General features: G+C 48.9%; 18 protein-coding genes. 9 read left to right on the top strand and 9 right to left on the bottom strand.

Features of this window, described 5'->3' with window-relative positions; genetic code table 11:
* Positions 1 to 118 precede the first annotated feature (118 nt).
* From Q0V21_RS19775 to Q0V21_RS19765, 3 genes are all read left to right on the top strand, one after another.
* On the top strand, positions 119 to 2,182 hold the full coding sequence (locus tag Q0V21_RS19775) for a molybdopterin-containing oxidoreductase family protein (protein WP_301880264.1): 2,064 nt from the start codon (positions 119 to 121) through the stop codon (positions 2,180 to 2,182).
* A gap of 221 nt (positions 2,183 to 2,403) precedes the next feature.
* On the top strand, positions 2,404 to 3,627 hold the full coding sequence (locus Q0V21_RS19770) for an MFS transporter (RefSeq protein ID WP_024632782.1): 1,224 nt from the start codon (positions 2,404 to 2,406) through the stop codon (positions 3,625 to 3,627).
* A gap of 212 nt (positions 3,628 to 3,839) precedes the next feature.
* On the top strand, positions 3,840 to 4,754 hold the full coding sequence (locus tag Q0V21_RS19765; protein ID WP_301880262.1) for a class I SAM-dependent methyltransferase: 915 nt from the start codon (positions 3,840 to 3,842) through the stop codon (positions 4,752 to 4,754).
* 192 nt (positions 4,755 to 4,946) lie between these two features.
* Here Q0V21_RS19765 and Q0V21_RS19760 read toward each other — a convergent pair whose 3' ends face one another.
* The 3 genes from Q0V21_RS19760 to Q0V21_RS19750 form a co-directional block, all read right to left on the bottom strand.
* A complete protein-coding gene (locus tag Q0V21_RS19760; RefSeq protein ID WP_301880261.1) occupies positions 4,947 to 6,659 on the bottom strand; it encodes an ABC transporter ATP-binding protein in 1,713 nt (570 codons plus the stop codon).
* 77 nt (positions 6,660 to 6,736) lie between these two features.
* On the bottom strand, positions 6,737 to 7,744 hold the full coding sequence (locus tag Q0V21_RS19755; RefSeq protein WP_301880260.1) for an iron-hydroxamate ABC transporter substrate-binding protein: 1,008 nt from the start codon (positions 7,742 to 7,744) through the stop codon (positions 6,737 to 6,739).
* Between the two features lie 95 nt (positions 7,745 to 7,839).
* Entirely contained in the window at positions 7,840 to 9,489 is a 1,650-nt protein-coding gene (locus Q0V21_RS19750) for an ABC transporter substrate-binding protein (protein ID WP_301880259.1), read from the bottom strand.
* Between the two features lie 458 nt (positions 9,490 to 9,947).
* Here Q0V21_RS19750 and Q0V21_RS19745 point away from each other — a divergent pair, with 458 nt between their 5' ends.
* Together Q0V21_RS19745 and Q0V21_RS19740 are read left to right on the top strand one after the other, a co-directional pair.
* Positions 9,948 to 10,964, top strand: a complete 1,017-nt coding sequence (locus Q0V21_RS19745) for a LacI family DNA-binding transcriptional regulator (RefSeq protein WP_301880258.1) — start codon at positions 9,948 to 9,950, stop codon at positions 10,962 to 10,964.
* Between the two features lie 191 nt (positions 10,965 to 11,155).
* Entirely contained in the window at positions 11,156 to 14,557 is a 3,402-nt protein-coding gene (locus Q0V21_RS19740; RefSeq protein WP_079350284.1) for a GH36-type glycosyl hydrolase domain-containing protein, read from the top strand.
* 127 nt (positions 14,558 to 14,684) lie between these two features.
* Here the strand turns inward: Q0V21_RS19740 and Q0V21_RS19735 are convergent, their stop codons facing one another.
* Entirely contained in the window at positions 14,685 to 15,914 is a 1,230-nt protein-coding gene (locus Q0V21_RS19735; protein WP_301880257.1) for a methyltransferase domain-containing protein, read from the bottom strand.
* A gap of 246 nt (positions 15,915 to 16,160) precedes the next feature.
* Between Q0V21_RS19735 and Q0V21_RS19730 the strand changes: the two genes are divergently transcribed.
* Positions 16,161 to 16,664, top strand: coding sequence for a GNAT family N-acetyltransferase (locus Q0V21_RS19730; protein WP_079350285.1), 504 nt, complete (start codon positions 16,161 to 16,163; stop codon positions 16,662 to 16,664).
* 24 nt (positions 16,665 to 16,688) lie between these two features.
* Positions 16,689 to 17,477, top strand: a complete 789-nt coding sequence (locus Q0V21_RS19725; protein ID WP_079350286.1) for an SDR family oxidoreductase — start codon at positions 16,689 to 16,691, stop codon at positions 17,475 to 17,477.
* Positions 17,478 to 17,694: 217 nt separating this feature from the next.
* Here the strand turns inward: Q0V21_RS19725 and Q0V21_RS19720 are convergent, their stop codons facing one another.
* From Q0V21_RS19720 to Q0V21_RS19710, 3 genes are all read right to left on the bottom strand, one after another.
* Positions 17,695 to 18,597 carry a hypothetical protein gene (locus tag Q0V21_RS19720; RefSeq protein WP_079350287.1) on the bottom strand — a complete coding sequence of 301 codons (903 nt, stop codon included), beginning with the start codon at positions 18,595 to 18,597 and terminating at the stop codon, positions 17,695 to 17,697.
* Positions 18,598 to 18,810: 213 nt separating this feature from the next.
* Positions 18,811 to 19,359 (bottom strand): GNAT family N-acetyltransferase, encoded by a 549-nt coding sequence (locus tag Q0V21_RS19715; RefSeq protein WP_024632770.1) that lies wholly within the window; start codon positions 19,357 to 19,359, stop codon positions 18,811 to 18,813.
* Between the two features lie 31 nt (positions 19,360 to 19,390).
* The gene (locus tag Q0V21_RS19710; protein ID WP_143805566.1) at positions 19,391 to 19,648 is read right to left on the bottom strand and encodes a DUF2164 domain-containing protein; all 258 of its coding nucleotides are present in this window, start codon (positions 19,646 to 19,648) and stop codon (positions 19,391 to 19,393) included.
* A 189-nt stretch (positions 19,649 to 19,837) separates the two neighbouring features.
* Between Q0V21_RS19710 and Q0V21_RS19705 the strand changes: the two genes are divergently transcribed.
* The gene (locus Q0V21_RS19705) at positions 19,838 to 21,571 is read left to right on the top strand and encodes a glutamine--tRNA ligase/YqeY domain fusion protein (protein ID WP_143805571.1); all 1,734 of its coding nucleotides are present in this window, start codon (positions 19,838 to 19,840) and stop codon (positions 21,569 to 21,571) included.
* 369 nt (positions 21,572 to 21,940) lie between these two features.
* Here Q0V21_RS19705 and Q0V21_RS19700 read toward each other — a convergent pair whose 3' ends face one another.
* Entirely contained in the window at positions 21,941 to 23,167 is a 1,227-nt protein-coding gene (locus Q0V21_RS19700; RefSeq protein ID WP_301880635.1) for an MFS transporter, read from the bottom strand.
* A gap of 87 nt (positions 23,168 to 23,254) precedes the next feature.
* On the opposite strand from Q0V21_RS19700, the gene mobA reads away from it, so the two are divergent.
* Entirely contained in the window at positions 23,255 to 23,860 is a 606-nt protein-coding gene (gene mobA / locus Q0V21_RS19695; RefSeq protein WP_301880254.1) for a molybdenum cofactor guanylyltransferase, read from the top strand.
* A 63-nt stretch (positions 23,861 to 23,923) separates the two neighbouring features.
* On the opposite strand, the gene Q0V21_RS19690 is transcribed toward mobA, so the two are convergent.
* Complete coding sequence (locus Q0V21_RS19690) at positions 23,924 to 24,898, bottom strand: AraC family transcriptional regulator (RefSeq protein ID WP_301880253.1); 975 nt, start codon at positions 24,896 to 24,898, stop codon at positions 23,924 to 23,926.
* Between the last annotated feature and the right edge of the window lie 39 nt (positions 24,899 to 24,937).

Genomic DNA, 24,937 nt, shown 5'->3' with positions numbered 1-24,937 from the left:
AGATTTTTTTAAAATAATTTCGAGCAGCTGTGGCGGTGAAAAAAGACTGTTCTCTTTACGCGATTACCATGAAGAAGATATGATATGAAGATAGCTTTGAAGGGGGAGGGACTTGTATATGATCGATCAGGAGAATGGCGTATTCCCGGCGGTTTGCCCGCTCGATTGTCCGGATACTTGCGGCCTGCTGCTTCATAAGGAGAACGGCAAAATCGTGAAGGTAGCAGGCAATCCGGACCATCCGATTACCAAAGGCGCCATCTGTAACAAGGTCCGAAATATGACGGAGCGGGTGTATCACCCGGAGCGGCTGCAATATCCGATGCGACGCATCGGAGCCAAGGGGGAAGGCCAGTTTGAGCGAATCAGCTGGGATGAAGCCATCCGCGAGATTACGGCGAAATTCAGTTCACTGTCAGATACCTACGGACCGGAGAGCATCCTGCCATACAGCTTCTATGGAAACATGGGCATTCTGGGTGTGGATGGCATGGATCGTCGGTTTTTCAATGCGTTAGGCGCGAGCAAGCTGGAACAGACGATATGTAACGCGGCCGGAAATACTGGGTGGAAATATACGATGGGTGCGAACCGGGGCACACTTCCCGAAGATACGGAGCATGCAGATGTCATTCTGGTGTGGGGAGGCAACATCGTCAGCACCAATATGCATCAGGTCGTTCTGGCCGAGAAAGCCCGCAAGAAGGGAGCCCAAATCGTCGTCATCGACGTTCATCGCAATCGGACCGCCCAATGGGGAGACTGGTTCATTCCACTCTACCCGGGTACAGACAGTGCACTGGCACTCGGATTAATGCATGTACTGTTCGAGCAGGGACTGACAGATGAGGACTTTATGCAAAAGTATACCGTCGGCCATGAGGCACTGCGTGATCATGTCGGCAGCTACACCCCTGAGCGTGTTGCACGTATTACAGGCGTACCGGAAGCGGACATCGTGAAGCTGGCTGAGCTGTATGGCAACGCACAGGCCGCCCATATTCATATCGGCAATGGCCTGCAGCATCACGACAACGGTGGCATGAACGTGCGCAGCGTAGCCTGTCTGCCTGCGATTACAGGTCAGTGGCTGAAGCGCGGCGGTGGCGCGATTCGTACCAATAGCTACGCGAGCACCAATAGCGATGCGTTGGAGCGTCCAGAGCTGCGCCAGAACCCGGAGCCGCGCGTGGTGAACATGAACCGGATTGGCGAAGCACTGCTGGAAGCGGAGCAGCCGATTCGGGCGTTGATGGTTTATTGCAGCAATCCTTTGGTGGTGGCACCGGATACCGAGCGGGTGGAGCGAGGTTTTGCACGGGAGGATCTGTTCACGGTTGTCCATGATCTGTTCCTGACGGATACGGCGAAGTACGCGGATATTGTACTGCCTGCGACGTCTTCATTTGAAACGACAGATCTGTATACGTCCTACTGGCATCAGTATGTCCATTTGCAAGAGCCGGTCATTGCGCCTTTGGGTGAGAGCAAGAGCAATGTGGAACTGTTCTCTTTGCTTGGGCGGGCGATGGGGTATGACCCGGAGATTTTCGGTGAGACACCGGAACAGATGATTGAGGAGGCACTTCAGGGTACGGGCAATCCCTACATGAACGGAGTAACATTAGAAGGGCTGAAGCAGCATCATTTTGTCAAGCTGGATATGTCTCCACATGATTCATATTTGGATCAGCTGCCTACACCTTCGGGGAAAATCGAGCTGTATTCGGAAACGATGGCTCAGCGAGGATTGCCTCCGCTACCTACGTACAGTGCACTGGTTGAAGGGTATGACGGGGAGAACCCGGCTGGACCTGCGGACGTCTATCCGCTGATGTTTCTGTCGCCACCGAATCATAATTTCCTGAACTCGACCTTTGCCAATTCGGCCAAACATCAACGCTTGGAGAAGATGCCGCTATTGCAAATGCACCCGGAGGATGCCGCTCGCAGACAGGTGGAGGACGGGGATACGGTGGTCGTATGGAATGACCGCGGCCGAATCGAATTAACCGCCAAGGTGAGTGAATCCATGCTGCCAGGAACGGTGATTAGTCAAGGCTTATGGTGGGATGGCAATGGCAAAAAACAGCGGGCAAACTCGCTCACGTCCAATCGACTGTCTGACATGGGCAACGGAGCTACATTCTTCTCGGCCACTGTCGAAGTGAAGCGTCAATGAATGTGCTTGCAGATCGGATCTTTTCAGGTAAGATGAACAATGGATAGATTGTAAGCAATGAATAGACCGAAAGCAATGAGTAGATCACAAGCAGAATGTAGAGCAAGATTCAAAATTTAGAATTCAAATGGCCTTCGCTCTGGCTAATCATGCCGTCTGGCGAGGGTCTATTTTTTATGGCAATATGCTTCTTGAAGGTACTAAGGAGAATAAACAAGATGATGAGATGGCTGGATACGTATCCAAAAGAAGTGAAAATATTTTTGCTGGCTAGTCTGGTCAATGCGACAGGCAGTGCCTTGATGTGGCCGCTGACCACAATGTATGTATTTGATGAGCTTGGGCGCACGATGGCGAACGCGGGGTTTGTCATTCTGATTCAGTCGCTGGGTGGTATCTTCGGTCAATTGCTCGGAGGTGCACTGTACCACCGGGTGGGGGTCAAGAAGCTGATCATCGGATCACTGGCGTTAAACGCTGTGGGGTTGTTTGCTCTGCCGTGGATCAGCGCGTATTGGGTTATATTTATATGTGCGATGGGCTGGATCGGCCTATTTAGTTCATTATCGCTGCCAGCGATTCAAGCCTTTATCGGCTTCCGGTTTGCGGAGCGACGCGGGGAATTGTTTAATGTGATCTATGTCGCCAACAATATCGGTGTGGCGATTGGTACGGCGCTCAGTGGTTTCCTGGCTGATTTTTCCTACCATCTCAGCTTTGTACTGAACGGGGTGACTTCGGCCGGGTTCGCGATCTTCTTCTGGTATTATCTGTCGCGGGCAGAACCGGATCAGGGCGAAGTGCATCTGACCAAGCGCAAAACGGTTCCCGATGGGCCGGGCGTCTGGGCGCTGCTGGGCAACACCAGATTATATCTATTTATGAGCCTGGGCGTGCTGTTCCTGCTATTTGGTAATTCCATCTGGAATACTGGTGTGTCTCCGTATATTATTTCCGAGGGTATGGAGAAAAGAATGTACGGTCTGCTCTGGACGCTGAACGGAGTTCTGATCTTCGTGGGACAACCCTTCACCAGTTGGGTCAAGCGTACGATGGCCCGTACATCGACTGCTCAGATGACGGCAAGTGCAGTGTTCTATGGCATGGCTTACATCGTCATGATCACCATGTATAGCTATCCGGGTATGGTGCTTGCGATGGTGCTGGCTACCTTTGGGGAAATGCTGATCTCACCTGCTACGCCGGCATTTATCTCAGAGCATGCGGGAAGATCGGCACCCTTCTACATCGGGATATCCGGTGGAATCGGTGCGGTCGGCCGGGTTATCGGGCCGTATGCCATGGGCGTCATGTACGACAAACAAGGATTGATTCCTGTAGCATGGCTGGCGACTGTCACGGCGGGTATTGCAGTGCTTGGTTTTGTACTGCATGCGGTGCTGAACCGCAATCGTGAAGTGAAGGAGTATGGATTGGACGCTTAGCCTCTTAGGCTAGGTGGTGTAAGGAAGAGAGAAGACAGGTGGAAGTGGAGGGAAAAGCCGCAAGGCCACTTTAATCTGTCTGATCATTCCGTAAATTTTGATTGACAAAAAAATCTTTTTATGCTATAATTTACATATAAATGTATTCCGTATATACTAAGGTTCTCCTGGCCAGGGGGAATCTTATTTTTGTTTGTACGGGAGGATAAAACATGAAGCAAAATGAGTCCAGTATTACATCCCTGATTTCGGCTTTTGGCCGAGCCTACCACTGCCAATACGATACACCTCTTATTTTCGATGATTATATAGCCAAAGAGCTTATCACTCCGCAAGAGTTTTCGGATATCCGCGCGAATATGATTCAAGGCATCCATTATTTCAACCCGGAGATGGCTCACCAGTGCAAGGACGACCCGGATAAGATCCTAAAATGGATTACCCAAGTACAATTATCTCCAATAACACTGGCTCGGGCTGCCTATTGTGAGCATGTACTGCTGCATGAAGTCACGTTGGGATTGAAGCAGATTGTTATTCTTGGCGCAGGGATGGATACATTTGCTTTGAGGCATCCGGAACTGGAAGACACGCTGGAACTATTTGAAGTAGATTATCCAGCCACTCAGCAATTCAAGAGGGAGCGGCTGCATCAGGCCAAGCTGATCATTCCAGGCAATCTTCATTTTGTGCCAATGGATTTTACCCGTGAGCCTTCGTATGAAAGTTTGACTAATGGAGGTTTGGAGAAGCTGAAGACGCTGGTTACTCTGCTGGGTGTTTCGTATTATTTGACCAAAGAAAATCTATCCAACTTGCTCCGACATGTATTTTCGGATCTTCCAACGGGGAGCTCCATTGTGCTGGATTATGCAGATGAACATCTCTTTGAGGAAAAAGGAAGGTTTAACCGGGTTGAAAATATGGTGAAGATGGCTGCAATGGGGGGCGAGCCGATGCAATCCTGCTTCACGTATGAGGAGATGGAGCGGTTGTTGGCGGATGCAGGACTACTCATATATGAGCATCTATCGCCGGAGGACATCCAGGATCGATATTTCAGCAATCGTACAGATGACTTGTCCGCCTTCGAAACAAACCATTTTATCCATGCGGTAAAAAAATAAGAATTTATTCCTGATGTGATCATCACAGAATAGGATCTGAATAAGGAAGGGATGTCCCATAGTCATGAACATGACGGGGGCATCCCTTTTTAGCGTTAGTACTGTCTAAGGAATTGAGCGCGTGTTATTAGCGCCAATTCGCAGGTCTGCGGTTTAACGAATGCAAGAGACGTGAGACGTTATTTCCACAACTTATCCAAACTGGGCTTGATGCAATCGACTATATGAGCCCTGGCGTGCCAAAAGTTCATCATGGCTGCCTTGTTCGGCTACACCGCCGTTCTCCACAACCACAATGCGATCCGCGTGTCTGATCGTTGCCAGTCGATGGGCGATAATTAGCGTTGTACGCCCCTGTGCCAGTTCGGATAAAGCCAGCTGAATGGCGGCTTCCGTTTCAGTATCAAGTGCGGAGGTCGCTTCATCCAGAATGAGGATCGGCGGATTTTTCAGAATCATGCGAGCAATGGATAGACGCTGCTTCTGTCCGCCGGACAATTTGACACCTCGTTCACCGATCAGGGTATCGAGTCTTTCCGGTTGGGATTGGACGAGCTCTTCCAGTTGGGCGCGGCGGATGGCTTGCCAGATTTCCTCATCAGGCGCATCCAGTTTGCCGTAGGCAATATTCTCGCGGATCGATCCGTCAAACAGGAAAATATCCTGCTGCACAATCCCGATATGGGAGCGCAGTGACTCCAGCGTCATATCTTTTACCGGAATCCCATCAATAGAGATATGCCCCGCATCCACATCGTAAAAGCGTGGAATGAGACTGCATAGCGTAGATTTGCCTGCACCCGAAGGTCCAACCAGCGCAACAGTTTGTCCTGCCTGAATCTCCAGATTGACCTGATCCAACGTAGGTTTGTGTTCGCCGTAAGCAAATGTGACGTTATGGAAGGCGATGTCGCCTTTCACATGTGAAATCGGTTTGGCTTGAGGCATATCATCTACATCGGGCTCGGCCTCCAGCAGTTCCAGGTAACGTCTGAAACCGGCAATGCCTTTGGGATAGGTCTCGATGACGGAATTGATCTGTTGAATCGGTCCAAGAAACACATTGGATAACATGACAAAGGCGATGAATTGTCCGTAGGTCATCCTGTCCTGAATGACAAACCACGTACCGCACACCAGTACAAACAGTGATACGAATTTCATCAGAATGAAGCTGAGCGAGGAATTCCACGCCATAATTCGGTAGGTGATCAGTTTGGTAAGGCGAAAGCGTTCATTATTTTCGATAAAACGTTTCACTTCATGCTTTTCATTGGCAAAAGCCTGAACTACACGAATCCCGCTCACATTGTTCTCTACGCGTGCGTTGTAGTCTGCAATATCCGCAAACATGCGTTTGAACGCTTTGGACATTTTGCGGCTGAAATAGAGGGACAGGAAGATCATCAGCGGCACGATGATGAAGGTCATGACAGCCAGTTGCCAGTTGATGCTAAGCATAATGCCGAAGGCCCCAGCCAACGTCATCAGGGCAATGAACAGATCCTCGGGGCCATGATGTGCAATCTCACCAATATCCATCAGATCGTTGGTCATGCGAGAGACGAGGTGCCCGGTCTTATTGTTATCAAAAAAGCGAAATGATTGCTTCTGCACACGCTGGAACAGTTCCCGCCGCATATCAGACTCGATGTTAATGCCAAGCTTATGCCCCCAGTAGGTAACTGCATAATGGAAAAAGGAACTAAGCAGATAGATGCCCAGCAATCCGGCACAGGCTGCTAATATCATGGACCAGTTGCCTGCGGGAAGCAGCTGATCGACTACTTTGTTTACAGCTAAGGGAAACGCTAGCTCCAGCAGTGCAGCCAGAATGGCACAGGAGAAGTCCAATATAAAGAGTCCCCGATAAGGACGATAATAGGCCATGAAACGGCGAAGCATATGTAAGTCCTCCTCCATATAACGCAAATGCCCGGACAGACTCCATGGCCTGACCAGACACTTACACCCTTCATATGTTATTTACGATTTTGCTGTGCACGTTCTACAATCATATCGGCAAATTCTTCAGCCTGAGCCTGTATTGCAATCGGGTCGAAGTACCAGTAGCGATCTTCTTCCAGCTCATACACTTGATTGTTTTTCACAGCCGGGAGCGACTGCCAGATGGAGTCACCTTGGTAATTTTTATTGTTCTCCCCTACAGTTAAGAAGATATGGTCTCCGGCATAATCACCAACGACTTCCCGGGAAATCTCTTTCCATTGGGTATCGCCCATCAGCTCTTTCTTGGTGATTTCGAGTGGTGCAAGTTGCAAAGCACGATATACGGCCTGTCCACCACGACCAAAGTTGTCTCCGTAACCATAGTAGCTTTTGTCAGATACTTCGAGGATCGAGAAGGTCTCCTCAGGTTTAATGACTTCTTTTACTTTGGCGCGAGCGGCTTCAATACGTTCGTCATATGTTTTTAGCCAGGCTTCGGCTTCTTCCGATTTGTTCATGAGTTCTCCGAAGCCCCGAATTTCATCCTCTACATTGGTAAATGTACCGTAGGGAATGACCACGGTCGGAGCGATTTTTTGATAACTCTCAATTTCTTCGGCTTTATCAGAGTAGGTAATGATCAGATCCGGGTCCAACGCAACGACCTTCTCCAGGGATACAGCACCCCGATCACCAATGTTCTCTATGCCCTCCACCTGATCTGCGTAGAATGGATTTTCCAGATAATATTGAACAGCACCAACGGGTTTCACACCCAGTGCTAGCAGGTCACTTACGTACATGTCCGTAACAATCCGTTTCGGTTCAGCCGGAATTTCCACATCTCCACTTAATGACTTATAAATCCTTGTCGTATCCGAAGAACTGGTGTTTGTTTCATTCGAACCTGTGGTCGATTCTGAGCCCGCCGCTGTTGGTTCCGTTGTGCCCGAACCCGTACCACTGTTACAGGCAGCCAGGACCATGATGATGGCGAGCATAAGCAGCAAGCCGGAAAATCGTATTTTTGCAGCAAACATATCCTTGTTCCCCCTATGTATAATCAATAATGATTATTATTCTCATTAATAACATAGAGGATGACGTAACATTTGTACATGGACATCTATGATGACTAATGCATGGACAAATGTGATGTGAGTTTGTGCATGATGTGCTGTAATTGCTCTATAACCGAGATCGGGTCGAATCCATAAAACATATCCGCATCAATCTCGTACAGTCGCCCTTCACGAACGGCACTCAAGGTGTTCCAGGACTCCTGAGCGAACAGGTTGTCCACAGCATTCTGCTCCGACGATTCCCTGGCATAATCAATAAAAATATGATCTGCCGCATACAAATGAATCTCTGTTAACGGAACATGGATGTAACCTGTGAGCAGCTGACCATCCTTCTCCATCCGTGCAGGAGGGGCGAAGCCCAGCGAATGATACAAAATATGAGAAGCTCGGCCCCACCCGTGGCCATAGATGTACGCTCCGCTCTCACCAATCATGAATATACATACTGCTGATCCACGTACGCCCATCATCTGATCCAGTGTACGATTGGCCTCTTGCTGAAGTGTATCATAGCGTTCTAACAGCGTACGAGCTCTGGCTTCCAGGCCCGTGATACGTCCCAAATGAATGAATTGCTCCTGCCAGTCGAGTTCTTCAAAGGGCATGAGAATGGTAGGTGCGATCTGACGTAATTCATTCATGCCGGAATGTGGTGCATAACCAAGAATCACATCGGGATGAGTGTCTGCGATTAGATCCGTATGATTAATAAGTTCATGCTCAGAATACTGTATGAATGGTTCTGACCCGTATTCAACTATTTTCGCTTCCATCCATTCCGCGACGGCACCCATATGAGGGATATGGCCCAGTGCGAGTAAGGACGCAGTATAGTTGTAAGTAAGACTTACGATTTTTTTTGGTGTTTTCCGATAGAGGGTCGGTGCGCAACCTACCGTTTGTTTAAATTTTCGACTTAGATAAAAGGTGTCTCTGTATCCCGTCAACTGCGCAAGTTCCTGTAATGTCGGATTAGCAAAAAGCAGCTGTTCCTGAGCGATTCGGATTCTTAGCCGGGTAACATACTCCACAAACGTAAGTCCGGTGTACTTCTTGAATTCTCGTGAAAAATGCTCTGGACTCACATTAACCTCTCTCGCTAATTGCTCCCGTGTAAAGGAGTGATTAACCTTTACATGGATGTGCGCGATGACGATGTCCAGCCAGGAATGATCTTCATGAGCCAAACGTTCAGCGTGATCACGTAACGTATCCAGTAACTGATAGAACAGCATATGAGGTTTGAATGGTCCGGATTCATTACGTTTCGAGCTGGACAGAACCAACTCGGAGATCAGCTCGGCAATAAGGCGGCTCGTAATGGGAACAGGATGTCCGAACGGCCAGTGCTTTTGTTCGCTATCTGCAAAATCAAAGGCCACTGCAATACCCTGAACCGGGGACAGAGAACCACGCTTGCTTTCATGCTGAAGCTGGGTTCCAGCTTGGCGTACGACAGCGGAGCCGGTATTTACCATCAATTGACCATTCGAACTGATCAATCTTGCCTGACCGGAGGTGATGACATAAAGAACATGCTTGCTGCTCCACAGTTCATCGATACCGGAGAAGGCTTCTCGATCATGGAGCTGCACCAGATGACATAGCCTGAACAGTGCTGGAGGGACAGTTGTAATTTGCTGCAAGCGGCCAGGGGTGTTCAGGGATAATTTATGAAAGCTTAGATCCAGGTTGCTCATAACATAACGAACTCCTTATAGAGGATTGGACTAATATGCAGTATAATACCACAAAGGTGTAATTGGGGACCCCCGAATCCTTCCCTTCACATATTTCTGTGAAAAATAGATAAAGAGGTTGAAATCGCTATCAACACCGACTATAATAAAAATGTCGAAACGTTTCAATTTATGGTTTACAGGCATATTCATTATGATTTATAATGAATTTCTCCCTTTAGTCCATTATTGAAATGCTAACAATCGACTAAGATATATCTACGATTAAAGGGTACATTTTACAGCGGGGATGCTTAAAAGACGCGAAGAGAGATTTTTTTTGAAAACACTTCGAAACGTTTCGATAAACAGGAAATAGATGTAACTCCTAATGGATAATGAATAGGAATGAGTGGTTGTTGCAACCATTTACAGTATAAAATGATAGGTAACAAGAAGTTGGAAGGAGCGAACGTGGAATGGCAACGATTAAGGATGTGGCAAAGCTGGCAGGTGTGGCGCTCTCAACCGCCTCTTATGCGCTGAACGGAGATAGCAAGGTCAGTGCCAAGACCAAGGCCAAGGTGCTGGATGCAGCACGAGAACTGAATTATCGCAAAAACGGCTTTGCCATGGACCTGAAGCGGAGCCGGACGAATACGATTGCGTTGATTCTTACAGATCTGTCGGGTCCGTATTACTCCGAATTGATTCGCAGCGTTCAGGATGTAGCGCTGGCTAACGGATATGATCTGATTGCTTGCAGCTCTATGGGAGGACGCGACTCCACAGCGGTTCGTTTCTTGCGAGAAAAAAGAGTGGATGGCGCTATTATTCTGGCTCATAACATCCATGATGATATCCTGGTGGAATCTGCGGGAGATCGTTTCCCTATCATTGTGATGGATCGGCAGCTGACGAGTAACCATCTGGTCAACGTTTTGGTAGATGGGGAGCAGGGCGGTTACTTGGCTACACGTCACCTTATTCAGAAGGGCCATAAGACCATCGCCTATATTAGCGGGCCATCTAATTCTTATGATAATGCACTGCGTTATCAAGGGTATTTGCGAGCAATGCAGGAAGCGGGTCTTGAAGAAAAGTCCAAATGGCGTCTAAGCGGCAACTTTGTACGTGAGGGCGGATATAGTGCAACCAAGATGATGGTTATGCAGGGCGAGCTTCCGACTGCCGTATTTTACGGGAATGACGAGATGGCGATTGGTGGACTGAAAGCATTTGAAGAGAGCGGCATATCGGTACCGAATGATATTTCGGTAATTGGATTTGATGATATTCAACTGTCCGAATATGTTCTCCCTCCGCTTACAACGGTGCGACAGCCCAAGCATGAGGCGGGTTCATTGGCAGGACATTTGCTCTTCCAGATGCTGAATGGCGAAGCTGTGAATCCATCGTATACGTTAACCATTGATCTGGTGGAGCGAGAGTCTGTACGATCGGTAGAGGTGCAGTCGGGAAACCAGCCAGCATAGGAAGTGAACTGTCCGAGGCTGGATCTGCTAAAAGGCTGCTTTGTAGTAGTTTGAATCTTTTCTGTTGAGAGTTGAATGAGGGGGATCATCGTCCGAAGGGGCCAGTCAAAGGTCACTTCGCAGAGGCCCCCTATTCTTTTTCAGATTTATCGAAACGTTTCGATTTTATACTAATTGAAGGAGTGAAGAGTATGACAACGATGATTAATGAACCAATTCGGCTGACTGCCGGGGATTTATCCTTTACCTTTTTGAACAGTGGGGATCTGTATCAGGCCAAGTCCGGTACAACTATGTTGAATCAGCTGCTCAGCAACCAGATCGATGGATCTTTGAATAATCTGTACCTGCGTGTACACGAGGGGGAGAAGATCAGCTCGTTCCCACTGCTGGGTGTGCGTTCGAACAGCAAAGTGATCACAAGCCAGGCGCAATCCGGCAATCAACTGATCTGGGAAGGTACAGTGCAGCTTGAAGGCAAAGAACAAGGCATTGGCTATCAGGTCGTGTTTACAGCTACAACGCAAGGCGTCTGGTTCTGGGATGTGAAGCTCACAGGACAACAACATAACGTTGACGTGGTATATGGACAGGATGTAGGGCTTGCTGATCCAGGTGCAGTACGCAGCAATGAGGCCTATCTGTCGCAGTATATTGACCATACGGTGTTCGAGGATGAAGCGAAGGGATATGTGGTATGTTCCCGTCAAAACCAGCCTCAGGGCGGCGCTTTCCCATACATGCAGCAAGGTTCGCTGACTAAAGCAATCGGCTACTCCACAGACGGATTCCAATTCTTCGGTCTTTCCTACAAGGAGACCAATCAGCCTGAGAGCCTGAGCCGTAATACACTGGCAAATGAGACGTACCAATATGAATTTGCCTACACCGCGTTGCAATCGGAGCGCGTTAACTTGGACGGGGAAGCCCAAGTGGTCTTCTACGGACTGGCCAAAGCAGATCATCCTGCCGGAATCTCCGCACTGGAATTCGGGGATGAAGTGACAGCCGCATGGAACGAAGTACAAGCATTGACTGTTCAGCAAGGCGAGACGTTGGAACAGGTGAAACTGTCATCCTTCTTGGGTGAACCGCTTGCTGCGCTTGATTTGACACAAGATGAGATTAATGAGCTGTTCCCTGATCGTCATCAGGAAGAGCATAGCGGTGACTCGCTGTTGTCCTTCTTTACAGGCAGCTATGAACATATCGTCCTGAAAGCGAAAGAATTGCTCGTAGAGCGTCCGCACGGCCATATCCTGATGAGTGGTGGCAACGTACAGCTTGGTGCGCAGGTTATTACGACGACGTCGTATATGTACGGTATTTTCAACTCACAACTCGTTATTGGTAACACCAATTTTAATAAAATGATCAGTAATGCCCGTAACGCATTGAACGTTCCGAAGACGGCTGGACAACGCATTTATGTGGAAATGGACGGACAGTATCGTCTGCTGACCATGCCTTCCCTGTTTGAGATTGGCTTCAACTACGTGCGTTGGATCTACAAAACCGAATCCGATACCATTATCGTGACGAACTACACCGGGGCACACACCACTGAAGTGAGCATGAACGTACGCTCGACAAGTGGCAAAGCTTATCGCTACCTGGTAACCAACCAAATCACGATGAATGTAAATGAATACGAGTATCCGCTGCATATGACGCAGGATGGCAGCACACTGATCTTCAAGGCTGATCCACAAGCGATTAGTGCTGGAACGTATCCTGACCTGCAATACCGCATGTCGGTGGATGGAGCAGCCGTAAATGTTGGGGACGAAACGTTGCTGGCGAGTGGCATCCGCAGTGGATCAGCATCGCTGGTTACACTTAGTCTGGAAGAGAGTGCAGAATGGACGCTGAAAGTACAAGGCGTGTTGGAAGGTCAAGCTAACGAAGCAGACGGTTCTGTCGTAGCAGGATCCAGCCTTACTTTTGAAGAGGAAGTTCAGGCGTACCGCGAATTCTTCGCAGGCGTAATGAATGGTTTCCGTTTGTCTCGTGGTGAAGGCCAAAGTGCAGAGGATCTGTTCAAAGTGAACGCGCTGGCTTGGTGGTACACACACAATATGCTGGTTCACTACTCCGTGCCTCACGGATTGGAGCAGTACGGCGGCGCAGCATGGGGCACACGTGATGTATGCCAAGGTCCGGTTGAATACTTCATGGCCACGCAAAAATATGAGCAGGTTCGCGATATCATCAAAATGGTGTATACCCACCAATATGAAGATGATGGCAACTGGCCGCAATGGTTCATGTTTGACAAGTACTTTGCAATTCAGCAGGAAGAGAGCCATGGCGACATCATCGTATGGCCGCTGAAAGTGCTCGCGGACTACCTTACAGCGACTCGTGACTATGCGATTCTGGATGAGAAAGTGCCGTATACCGTTAAGCACAGCTTTGGATTCACGGAAGAAACGGCAACTGTATTGGATCACGCGAAAAAAGAGATTGAATACATCCGCTCACATTTCTTGCACGATACATTCCTGTCTTCCTACGGGGATGGAGACTGGGATGATACACTCCAGCCAGCCAATGCACAGCTCAAACAATACATGGTGAGCAGCTGGACTGTTGCATTGACCTATCAGTCTGTCAATGTGCTTGCACAGGCACTGCAGCATAAGGATGCTGCATTTGCACAGGAGCTGGACGTTCTGGCTCAAGGCATCCGTGAAGACTTTAATCGGTACATGCTGGGTACGGATGTGATTCCAGGCTTCGTATACATGGAAGAAGCCGATCAGGCGAAGCTCATGCTTCACCCAACAGATACGGAGACAGGCATTCAATACCGCCTTCTGCCGATGACACGCAGCATGATCGGTGAATTGCTGAATGCAGAGCAAGCTGAATCACATTATGCGTTGATTCGTGAGCAGTTCCTGTGCCCGGATGGTGTACGCTTGATGAATCGCCCGGCTCAATATGCAGGTGGAGTGAGCAGTCACTTCAAACGGGCAGAGCAAGCGTCCAACTTCGGACGTGAGATTGGTTTGCAGTATGTGCATGCGCATATCCGTTACGTGGAAGCGATGGCGAAGCTCGGTAAGACGGATCAGGTGTGGAATGGTCTTGCCATGATTAACCCGGTCGGCATCGGCGAAGTTGTACCTAATGCGGAGATTCGTCAGGCGAACGCGTATTTCAGCAGTTCCGACGGCAAGTTCAACACGCGGTACGAGGCGCAGGAGCATTTTGACCAGCTTCGCAAAGGAACGGTACAGGTGAAGGGGGGATGGAGAATCTACTCCAGCGGTCCTGGAATCTACATGAACCAACTGATCTCGAACGCACTCGGCATTCGTCAGGAAGGCGGAGATCTGGTTATTGACCCGGTATTGCCAGCTGAACTGGACGGTATGCAATTCGAATTCGAATATGCAGGAGAGCCGGTAACGTTTGTCTACCATCTGAACGAAGGTTCGGTTAACCGTGTAACAGTAAACGGCAAGGATATCCGCACCGAGCAAACAGCGAACCGTTACCGTCAGGGTGGGGCTCGCATCTCGCTGGATGAGTTCAAACAAGCGCGTAATGCTTCGGAGCGCACGATTGTTGAAATTTATGTGTAAATTCAATACAAGCTCGAAGCTTCACTAGAGTGGAAGGTCATCCTCCTTAACAGGCAGGGTGACCTTTTTTTATTTGAGAAGGATTCAGTGGCAGGTCCGGGGAACCCGTTACGATACGATGATCATTCTAACGCAAAGGAACGGCCAGCAACGTGTGCAGCAGCGTATTATGGCGTACATGCTTCGTCACATAGCCTGCGTCCTCCAGCGAGCCGCACAGCTCGTCCAGCAGCGGGAAATGACGTTCTTTTATCGTTTGCAGTGGCTCCTCATGACCTGCTACCTCAGCCTGTTCGATATACGTCTGGCGGTGAGCTGTATTCGCAAACATCAGGTCTGTCAGGCAAATCCGTCCTCGTCTGGTTAACACTCGCTGTATCTCCTGTAATGCCAACTGCTGCTGATCTGGGCTCAGATGATGGAAGGCGAAACTGGATACGACAAAATCGAAAGACTGATCGGCAAAAGGCAAAGCCAGAAAGTTGCCAAGCTTCACATGCATCTCTGGATGCTTGGTGCGGCATGTACGCAGCATCTCCCGGGATTGATCAATGGCGGTCATCGTTGCGCCTCGTTCTAACAATTTGCCTGCCAGATTGCCCGTGCCAGTCCCAATATCGAGACCTTTCTCGCCGGGTACAGGAAATATCCAGCTTGCTGTCTGCTCCAGTGCTTCGTCATAGTTGTCATATATATTGAACGCTCCTGCACCTACTCCTACTCCTACTCCTACTCCTACTCCTACTCCTACTCCTACTCCCAATTCTTCCAATCTTGATTCTGCATCGTCTGGATACGTTGTAGCACTGTTTGGCTTGTGTGCTGTCCAGCTATTCTTCTGGCTGCGAACTTCATCATCATTAGGTTCTGGCATACGGTCATTCGACGCCTGTACCCGCTGATCATGGATGGCTGCTTGCCTATCATAATTCCAGCGGTCATGCCAGTTCTGCCGGGCTTCTCTGAGGCGGCGTGCACTGTCTGCAAGATCATGCAGATGGGTGACGTCCAGCGGCCCATCCTGACGGTTCAGGTCAATCATGCGCTGGGTCGTATCGAGCATGCGTTTTAGCTCGACCCACTGGGCATACATGACCGCCTGCTGCAGCTCCAGATATTCTTCCAGCCGCTGCTGATTGCCCTGGTCAATCTCTCCGAGCGCTTGGGTGATATCCTGAAGCGACATCCCGATTTCACGCAGGGCTGCAATGGTTTGCAGCCGCCAGATATCATTCTCGGTATATGTGCGATACCCGTTATTCGTCTGTTTGGCGGGCTGAATCAGTCCTTTTTCCTCATAAAAGCGAATGGCTCTCGCCGATATGCCAAGTCTGTCAGCGGCTTCCTTAATGTTCATCACGTACACCTCGAATCAAGTATATTATCGAATTAGTATAAACGATGACGTTACGGAAAGGTTAAGTGAAAATTTCATTCAACGAATTGAAATTTTAGTCAAGCCTGAGGCTATGCTACAATATATAGCAATGGAGCATTAGCATCGATATACCCTGCAAAATGTTCAATAAGAACCGAACAAGCCCTATTTTTGAACGCTGCTTCTCGCAGTGTTAATCACTAATGTACGAAAGGTTGAACTTTTATGCTTACCAGCCATACGTATATGATTCGGCTATCTGAGCTTAAGGATGCGGCGCAGCTGATGGAGCTGGATGCTCTGGTATGGGATAAATATACCTCTCCTGAGCCGCTCAACTGGCGATCAAGACAACAATACCTGCAGCATTGCCCTCCAGGCAGTCAGTTGATTGCCGTTCAGGGAGAGCGGGTATGTGGTTATGTGGGCTTTCATCCGGCGACAGGCATGCCTGTTAACCGTCATGTATACGAGATTAATATCGCCGTTCATCCCCATGATCGTCGCTGTGGTATTGCTACGGCCCTGATGGATGCCATGAAGCAATATGCCCTTGAACAAGGGATCACCAAGCTTAGGTTGCGGGTGTTATCCAGCAATCCAGGAGCCATTGCGTTTTATACACAGTGCGGATTCATGACGGAGGGCAGACTGATATCGGAATTTTATATCGCAGGCAAGTATGTGGACGATATTCTTATGAGTTATTTCATCCAGGCCAAAGGATAGAACAGCGTAGGAGGAGGAACAACAATGGACATGGGACTTCGGGGTAAAAAGGCACTGGTGCTTGCATCCAGTCGAGGACTTGGCAAAGCTGTAGCCGCTCAATTGGCGGCCGAAGGCGCTGACGTTATGCTCGCCAGTCGGAGCGAAGAAAAGCTTGCAGGGGTGAAGCAGGAGCTGCTGGCGCTTGGTGGTGGCGGACGTGTCGAATATTGTGCAACGGATGTGACAAGTAAGGAAGATATTGATGCCCTGATTCACAAGACAGGTGAATTGTTCGGTCAGATTGATATTTTGGTGAACAATTCAGGCGGCCCGCCTTCTGGAACATTTGAGTCATTGACCGATGAAGACTGGGAACGCGCATTTGAATTAAATGTACTTAGCTATGTCAGACTGATTCGCGGTGCACTTCCTTACATGAAGGAGAATGGCGGACATATCGTGAACATTGCCTCAACCTCTGTGAAGCAGCCCATTCCGGGTCTGATTCTGTCCAATACGTTCCGTACAGGGGTGTTCGGATTGGCCAAGACCTTGTCACAGGAGCTCGCACCATATGGCATTCTGATCAATACGGTTGCGCCGGGTCGAATCGGAACGGATCGGATACATGAATTGGATGCTGTGCGTGCAGAACAGAACGGAATAAGTGAGGAAGAGGTTGCCGAACAATTCCGTAAAGAAATTCCATTAGGACGTTATGGTCAACCCGAGGAGTTTGCCAAGGCGGTTGTGTTCCTCTTATCAGGAGCGAATACATACATTACAGGTACATCCCTTGTGGTGGATGGTGGTATGGTACGTGCACTCTAAGAAAAGATGGATCAGAAGATCTTAAGTTATACGTAAGTAAAAAATTTAAAAACAAGGTAAAGCCCCTCCTTATTCTCTACGTGTTGTGTAGAAGGAGGGGCTTTTATTTGATGTAAGCATTGTGTGTGGGAACGGCTTCCCTCACCACGTCGACCACATTAAACCAGGTGCACAGAGGGGTTGTGCATACCTAACTTATCAGGTCCGGACCGAATGGTTAAGCCGGGTCTTTGCTGCTGCTACTGGCTGATGTATCGGCTTTACCGGAATCGGGAGCAATCGTTGTTTTGGATTCTCCGTCACGTTTTGCCCCATGACCATGACCTTCCCGGTCTTCGGACAGTTTGCCGTTGATAAGGTCGGTAACCCGTTGAGTGATGTCGGCAGCGCGTTCATCGTACTGAGCTTGTGTAAGTTTTCCATCGGTCAGCTTTTGTTGCAGATTGGCTTTCTGTGCTGCAACAAGTTTATCGATAACGGTCTGCACGTCCACATTTTTGGCAGCTGCAATCTCGGCAATGGTGCTGCCCGCTTCGCGAGCTTCCTTCAGCTCGTCCGTTGTAATCCCAAGGACAGAGGCCAGCTCTTCGGTATAACGTTCTGCTCCCGGTCCGCCGAAACCGCCGCGTCCGCCTGCACCAACTTCCGACAAATTGCCATTAACAAGGTCCGTTACGCGCTGAGTGAGCGTAGCCAAACGCTCATCGAGCTGGGTTTGCGTAAGTTTTCCGTCGGTGAGACGCTGTTGCAGTTCCGTTTTTTGTGCGGCAACAAGTGTATCAATGACGGTCTGTACGTCCACATTTTTGGATGCTGCAACCTCGGCAATGGTGCTGCCTGCTTTACGGGCTTCTTTTAGCTCGTCGGCTGTCATTCCAAGGACGGAGGCCATTTCGTCCGAATAGCGGCCAAATCCTTGTCCATGAGCTCTCTTCCCATCTGCCGATTTAAATGTATGTGAATTCGATGTGGAGGCACTGTCGGTCTTCGTTTGACCGGAAGCACTTGCCACCGGATCTGCATTAGCCACTGAATGTGCAAACAACCCTCCGCCCAGTGCTATTGTCAAAGCCATCGTGCTGGTTACCATCACTGTTCTTGATGTTTTCGTTCTCTTCATGCGTGATCATCCTTCTTTCTTCAATAGGTTGATGTGGAGTGAATCCACAACGTTATCTTAGGCAATAACCATGAAGAGAGGCTGAACGTAACCTTAATTCGCGTTAAAAATTGGTCCTCTAACCAGAAATGCCCCTCACCCATGTTTGAAAATCTCACAGGCAAGAGGCATATTAATGTTCTCCGAATGATGTATTAGATTATGTAAGTCTATTTAGCGCAAAAGTTCCCATTCATGCTGCAGCATGCCATACACTGCATGGTTAACATAGCCCTTAGGCAGCTTCTCGGCCTGACGTATAACGCCTTCAAGGACAAATCCAAGTCGTTCAGGGATGGCCCGGCTTCGCTTGTTGTTGGTAGCAGAGCGAATCTCGACACGGTTCAGATCCAGAGTGACCAGAGCGTAATCCACCAGAACGCGGCATGCGCTGGTCATCAAGCCTTGACCTTCAAAGCCTTTGCCAAGCCAGTATCCGATGCTTACCGAACGGTTGGTCCAATTAATTTCATGGAAACCGATGATGCCTGCAAGGTCGCCCTTCAGCCAGACACCTGCGGTGAAACCACCGTTGTCAGCTCCCTGTTTCAATGCATTGCTGATAAAATTCGAAGTATGCTCAATCTCGGTAACGTGGTCCACCCACGGTAACCAATGTCTCAGCTGATCCCGCGAGCGGTCTGTGAGTTCGAACAACGGTTTGGTGTGCTCCATCGCAAGTGGGCGGAGTTCGGTATATTCATCCAATGAATAGGTAAACATGAGTGCAACCTTCTTTCTTTGAAATAATGGTTTATCGGGAAGTCTTCGGTAGCTTGCGCTCTAGTGAAAACAGGTCTTCTTCCATCGAGGCCATGCGTTGGTTCACCGTAGTACGGGCGTCACCCAGTGCCTGATTATATATGAAGGGAGCCAACTGGGTCATGAAAAGATCCAGCACACCCCAAGCTGCCAGATCGCCCAGTTCTTCGCCGCGTTCCTCTTCGAAATACGACTGGATGGTACGTATGGCTTCATCCTGTTGTTCTTTGGTCAGTTTTAGCGCGTTCAATGGGAAACCCTCCCTTAAATTCTGTTTTTCTATCATGCTACATGATTCGCGCGAACCCGTCAAAATGGTTTTGGGCCTATCTTGTGTCAGCCTGTCATGACTTTGGTGCCGTTATTTATTGAACTCGTCCCTCGTTAAAGGTATATTTAGATGAAACGCATTGTAAATGCTGAAAGTTCCAATCAATTCATGAAAGGTTTGATACCTGTGGACAATCGTACAACCCCACCTAACTTTATCAAAAATATTATTACCGAAGATCTCCGGTCAGGGAAAGTCCAGGAAGTCATTACCCGTTTTCCTCCGGAACCGAACGGTTATCTGCATATCGGCCATGCCAAAGCGATCTGGATTAACTTTGCACTGGGTGGCGAATTTGGCGGCAAGACGAATCTGCGCTTCGATGACACGAATCCGGTCAAGGAAGATGTGGAATACGTACAATCCATTCAGGAAGACGTAAAATGGCTCGGCTACGAGTGGAGCGAGAAACGGTTTGCTTCCGATTATTTTGATGAAATGTACAACCGCGCGGTCTTGCTGATTCAAAAAGGCAAAGCCTACATCGACGATCAAAGCGCCGACGAAATCCGTGCCATGCGTGGAACGCTAACCGAGCCGGGCAAAAATAGCCCATACCGTGACCGCACGGTAGAAGAGAATCTGGACCTGTTCACCCGCATGCGTGCAGGCGAGTTCCAGAACGGTGAGAAAGTGCTGCGTGCCAAGATTGATATGGCTTCACCGAACATCAACCTGCGTGATCCGGTCATTTACCGAATTTCGCATGCACATCATCACAATACAGGGGACAAATGGTGCATCTATCCGATGTATGCATTCGCACATCCGCTCGAGGACGCCATTGAAGGGGTAACGCATTCCCTCTGTTCCCTGGAGTTTGAGGACCAACGTCCATTCTATGATTGGGTTATTGCCGAATGTGAGATGGAGAATCAACCGCATCAATATGAGTTTGGCCGCCTGAACCTGTCGCAAATGGTGACAAGCAAACGGAAGCTGAAACTGCTTGTGGACGAAGGCCATGTGGATGGATGGGATGATCCGCGCATGCCAACGATTTCGGGTCTGCGCCGCCGGGGATATACACCGGAAGCCATTCGTGATTTCGTATACGAAACGGGAATTTCCAAAAACTATGGCGTCATCGATCTGCAAACGCTGGAGCACTTTGTCCGTGAAGATCTGAAACTGAAAGCTCCGCGTACGATGGCTGTCCTGCATCCGCTCAAAGTGGTCATTACGAATTACCCTGAAGGGCAAGTAGAATGGCTCGAAGCAGAGAACAATGTGGAGAATCCGGAGATGGGTAATCGTCAGATTCCATTCTCGCGCGAGATTTACATTGAGCGAGATGATTTCATGGAAAATCCACCGAACAAATATTTCCGTTTGTTCCCGGGCAACGAGGTTCGTCTGAAGCATGCGTACTTCATCAAATGTAACGATGTGATCAAGGATGCGGAAGGCAATGTGATCGAAATCCATTGTACTTACGATGTGGAGACGAAGAGCGGCAGTGGCTTCACAGGCCGTAAAGTCAAAGGAACGATCCACTGGGTAGAAGCGACCCAAGCGGTACCTGCGGAGTTCCGTCTGTATGAGCCGTTAATCTTGGCAGAAGCACCGGAAGCAGAAGTGGAAGTGGAAATAGCAGGGGCTGATAATGAAGTTTTGGAAGAACAACCGGAGAAAACGTTCCTGGATCAATTGAATCCAAACTCTCTTGAAGTAGTTCAAGGGTTTGTGGAGCAAGAGATGAAGGAGGCGAAAGCACAGGATAAATTCCAGTTCTTCCGTCATGGTTACTTCAGCGTGGATCCAAAACATTCCGAGCCAGGCCGTCCCGTATTTAACCGGGTCGTATCCCTGAAGAGCTCGTTCCAACTGCCAAAAGCATAAGATAAAGCATAGCGATAGAATACAAAGGTAGAGTATAAGATTTAAGGTCAATGCTACAGGTTAGGTGTATAAACCCAAACTTAAATCTATAAACGCAAAAGGCGTCTCCAGGGCAATAAGCCTGGAGACGCCTTTTTCTTTATTACTACTATTGTTAATCTTTTGTTTGATTGTTTGAACTTTTTATTTACACCATAACGGAGAGGACAGAATAAAGCTGGAGAAGCGGAGCGTTCGCCTTTATCTCCGAATTTTACCCTTATAGAAGGGAATCAAAAAAATTCGGAGATAACAGCGATCGGAAGGTTGTTCTGTCCTCGTAGTGCTCCAGTGTAAATCTTGCAAGGTTCAACCTTTGCCAACAAAAGATTACCTCTCACCCATTTCCGTCAGCACCGTTGGCTGATAACCATTGCGGCGGTTCGAGAACCACATGATCCCAAACCCAACAGCACCAATCAGGGAGAAGAATACTCCGATCTTATACATCACTTCAGCACCGAAGCTCTGGAACAGCCAACCGCCGAACAGGCCGGCAATGACACCGGATATGCCGCCCCAGGCCATCGTATACACGGCCTGACCAGACGAGCGGTACGGCCTTGGAATGAACAGCATCGTCAGCTGGGTCCCGACATAGAAATATCCGCCGAATGTAATGGAATGCATGAGCTGGATGAATACAATCTCCAAAGGATTGTTTGCCAGAGCCATGAGCTGCCAGCGGATGGCGAACAGCAGACTGATCCATATCAGCGATGCGAGAAGCATGCTCATTTTACGCTTGAGAAAACGGTCCAGGAGCAGGAACACACCGACTTCAAGTATGGATGATGAGAAGATGGCCCAGCCAACCATCTGTTTATCGCCACCCATCTCAACGATGTACAATGACATGAATGTACTGTTCATGGCGTTGGGTACGGATACCAGCACACCAAGCCCGATAAAGATCATAAAGTACGGATTAAACATGACTCTGCCGAAACGTCGAAAGCTCACTACAGGGGTATCTGAAGCGATCGGCTGTCTGGGTAGGAGCAAGGCAAAGATAAAGGCAATGACGATCATGAAGGCAAAGACAATCGATACACTGCCTGCACCCAGGCGGTCAATGAGCGGTCCGGCAGCTGCAGCGGTCAGAGCCCAGCCCAGCGATCCCCAAAGCCGGAACGTACCAAATTTCTGAGTAGTTCCATCAATATAACCGAGAATCAGGCTGTTGGTTTGAGCAAACAAAGGACTTTGAAAAAAATAAAAAAAGATCATGGCTGTATAGATCCAGGCATACGTAGGCGCATAGAATACGGTCTGAGCAAGCACAAAGGTGCCGCCCATCATCATCATCAATATAATACGAATATTGCGTGATTTATCGCTCCAGAAGCCCCAGAACGGATTAGCGAACAAGGATACAAACGGACCAATCGCCATCAGACTGCCAATCTCCAATTTGGTCATACCGATTTCCTGCAAATACAACTGAAGAAAACCGGCGAAGATTGAAATGGCTCCATAAATGAAAAAGTTATATAGTTTCAGCGAAACCAAAGAGGGGTTGCCTCTTCCGGGTGCAGATCTGTCCAATAGAGCCATTCCTTTCAGGATCATATTCTTCAATGTATCATTTGTTGAAAGGGTATTCAATGTATAGAATACGTTTATAGAACGAGGAGGATGGCTGTGAGCACAATAGAATGGACAGGTATTATTTTGGCAGGCGGCTTATCCCGCCGTATGGGTTCCAATAAAGCATTATTGGAATGGAATGGTTCCAGCGTGCTGGAACAGGTTATCCAAGCGATGACACCGGCTGTGAATCGTATAATCGTTTCCGCAGGAAACAACACGACAGCGTACAACGCATTGCCCTACGACTGCGTTCAGGATGATTACCCGGGGAAAGGGCCGCTCGCAGGACTGCATGCCGCGCTGGAAGCCTCAGAGACGGACTGGAACCTCGTTTGTGCCTGTGATATGCCGCTGTTAGAGCTATCCTTTTTCAAAGGCATGAAGAGGCTCACTGAGTCTGCTCAAGAGCATCATGCGATCGTTCCGCGATTGGCAGGGCGGGTTCATCCGCTTGCGGGTGCTTACCATAAACGTGTTCTCCCCGAACTTGAACAGCGCTTAACAGGGGACAGACTAAGAGTAACTGAGTGGCTTGAAGAGATGGGCTGCCGATATGTCGACGTGGACGAGCTGGAAAGCGCTGGCGTCCATGATGTGGCAATTCAGCTGAGCAATATGAATACCCCGGAAGACTATGAGTTTATTCGTAATCGATAGGACGCCCTAACCATGAGTCATTCATCATCACATTTAACATCTAGCCAATCACTTATACCTACCTCATTCCAAAGTGGTCCGCGAACTCTGGTGCACTGGGCCCGATTCGTTAGATATATCCTGAACCCCGTTGCGATACTGAAGTGGGCTCTGGCCAGTCCATCGTTTGAATTGCCGACTGAAGTGTGACAGATGGGTATAGCCCAGCTTCCATGCAATTTCACTCAAAGAGAGCTTGGGCTGTTCAATTAATACTTTGGCTTCCTGCAGCTTTATGCTGGACAGATACGCCCGTGGAGATTGTCCGTACACCTTGCGGAAGATCTGCAGCCCATATCCTGGACTGATGCCAAACGAGGATATGATTTGCTCCACTTTGACGGTGGATACATTGCCCTCCTTGATGCGCAGCTGCGTATGGAATGCTTGTTTGATGGCTTCTGCGATGGCCCCTGCATAATGCATCGCTGCTGGAGCTGGAGCATTAGGCGAAGCTTCAGATCGGTTGGACAACGGTTCACGATCCGCAGCCTGGGACAGCAGGGCAAATAGTTCAAACATGCGTGCCTGCATTATAAATTTGTCTGTGGAAGTGTATGCCTCCGATGTTCTGATCATGTTCATCCAGTTCTCCAGGACGGGACGCATTTGCATGTTATCTGTAGTGCCTGCCTCATAGATTCGGCTGTGATGGGACATCAGTTTCAGGGTAAATACAGGATCATCCACATTAAAATGAGCGCTGAAATACGTCATGCCCTCCGGTGATACACATTGGTTTGTATGCTTGAATCCGGGTGGAATGAGCAGAATGGAACCTTCCTCAACCGTATAGGTATACCCGTGAATCACGCTCTCCTGAGTACCCTTTATAATCAGCATCATTTCAAAGCCCGGATGGGACTCCTCCGGCATCGCCCAACCGTATGGAACTTGTTGGCTGTGCGCTCCATAGAATTTAATGTTACAGTCGATAATAGGCAGCCAGTGAGCCATTGTATGATGTGGCATTTCTCGAAGCTGTGATCGGATATCCATGAGATTCACCTCGGAAAAGGGTAAAAACTACTCGCTTTG

This window comes from Paenibacillus sp. 11B, assembly GCF_030487755.1.
Lineage (GTDB): Bacteria > Bacillota > Bacilli > Paenibacillales > Paenibacillaceae > Paenibacillus > Paenibacillus vandeheii.
Note: the sequence above shows the minus strand (reverse complement) of the source record. Positions and strands in the feature narration are given on the sequence as shown.

Bases quoted from the DNA above. Each gene is read 5' to 3' on its own strand.
- Q0V21_RS19690 (WP_301880253.1), bottom strand. From the start codon at position 24,898: ATGGATATCCGATCACAGCTTCGAGAAATGCCACATCATACAATGGCT.
- Q0V21_RS19720 (WP_079350287.1), bottom strand. From the start codon at position 18,597: ATGAAGAGAACGAAAACATCAAGAACAGTGATGGTAACCAGCACGATG.
- Q0V21_RS19730 (WP_079350285.1), top strand. From the start codon at position 16,161: ATGCTTACCAGCCATACGTATATGATTCGGCTATCTGAGCTTAAGGAT.
- Q0V21_RS19715 (WP_024632770.1), bottom strand. From the start codon at position 19,359: ATGTTTACCTATTCATTGGATGAATATACCGAACTCCGCCCACTTGCG.
- Q0V21_RS19700 (WP_301880635.1), bottom strand. From the start codon at position 23,167: ATGGCTCTATTGGACAGATCTGCACCCGGAAGAGGCAACCCCTCTTTG.
- Q0V21_RS19745 (WP_301880258.1), top strand. From the start codon at position 9,948: ATGGCAACGATTAAGGATGTGGCAAAGCTGGCAGGTGTGGCGCTCTCA.
- Q0V21_RS19735 (WP_301880257.1), bottom strand. From the start codon at position 15,914: ATGAACATTAAGGAAGCCGCTGACAGACTTGGCATATCGGCGAGAGCC.
- Q0V21_RS19765 (WP_301880262.1), top strand. From the start codon at position 3,840: ATGAAGCAAAATGAGTCCAGTATTACATCCCTGATTTCGGCTTTTGGC.
- Q0V21_RS19770 (WP_024632782.1), top strand. From the start codon at position 2,404: ATGAGATGGCTGGATACGTATCCAAAAGAAGTGAAAATATTTTTGCTG.
- Q0V21_RS19750 (WP_301880259.1), bottom strand. From the start codon at position 9,489: ATGAGCAACCTGGATCTAAGCTTTCATAAATTATCCCTGAACACCCCT.
- Q0V21_RS19755 (WP_301880260.1), bottom strand. From the start codon at position 7,744: ATGTTTGCTGCAAAAATACGATTTTCCGGCTTGCTGCTTATGCTCGCC.
- Q0V21_RS19740 (WP_079350284.1), top strand. From the start codon at position 11,156: ATGACAACGATGATTAATGAACCAATTCGGCTGACTGCCGGGGATTTA.
- Q0V21_RS19760 (WP_301880261.1), bottom strand. From the start codon at position 6,659: ATGCTTCGCCGTTTCATGGCCTATTATCGTCCTTATCGGGGACTCTTT.
- Q0V21_RS19775 (WP_301880264.1), top strand. From the start codon at position 119: ATGATCGATCAGGAGAATGGCGTATTCCCGGCGGTTTGCCCGCTCGAT.
- Q0V21_RS19725 (WP_079350286.1), top strand. From the start codon at position 16,689: ATGGACATGGGACTTCGGGGTAAAAAGGCACTGGTGCTTGCATCCAGT.
- Q0V21_RS19705 (WP_143805571.1), top strand. From the start codon at position 19,838: ATGAAAGGTTTGATACCTGTGGACAATCGTACAACCCCACCTAACTTT.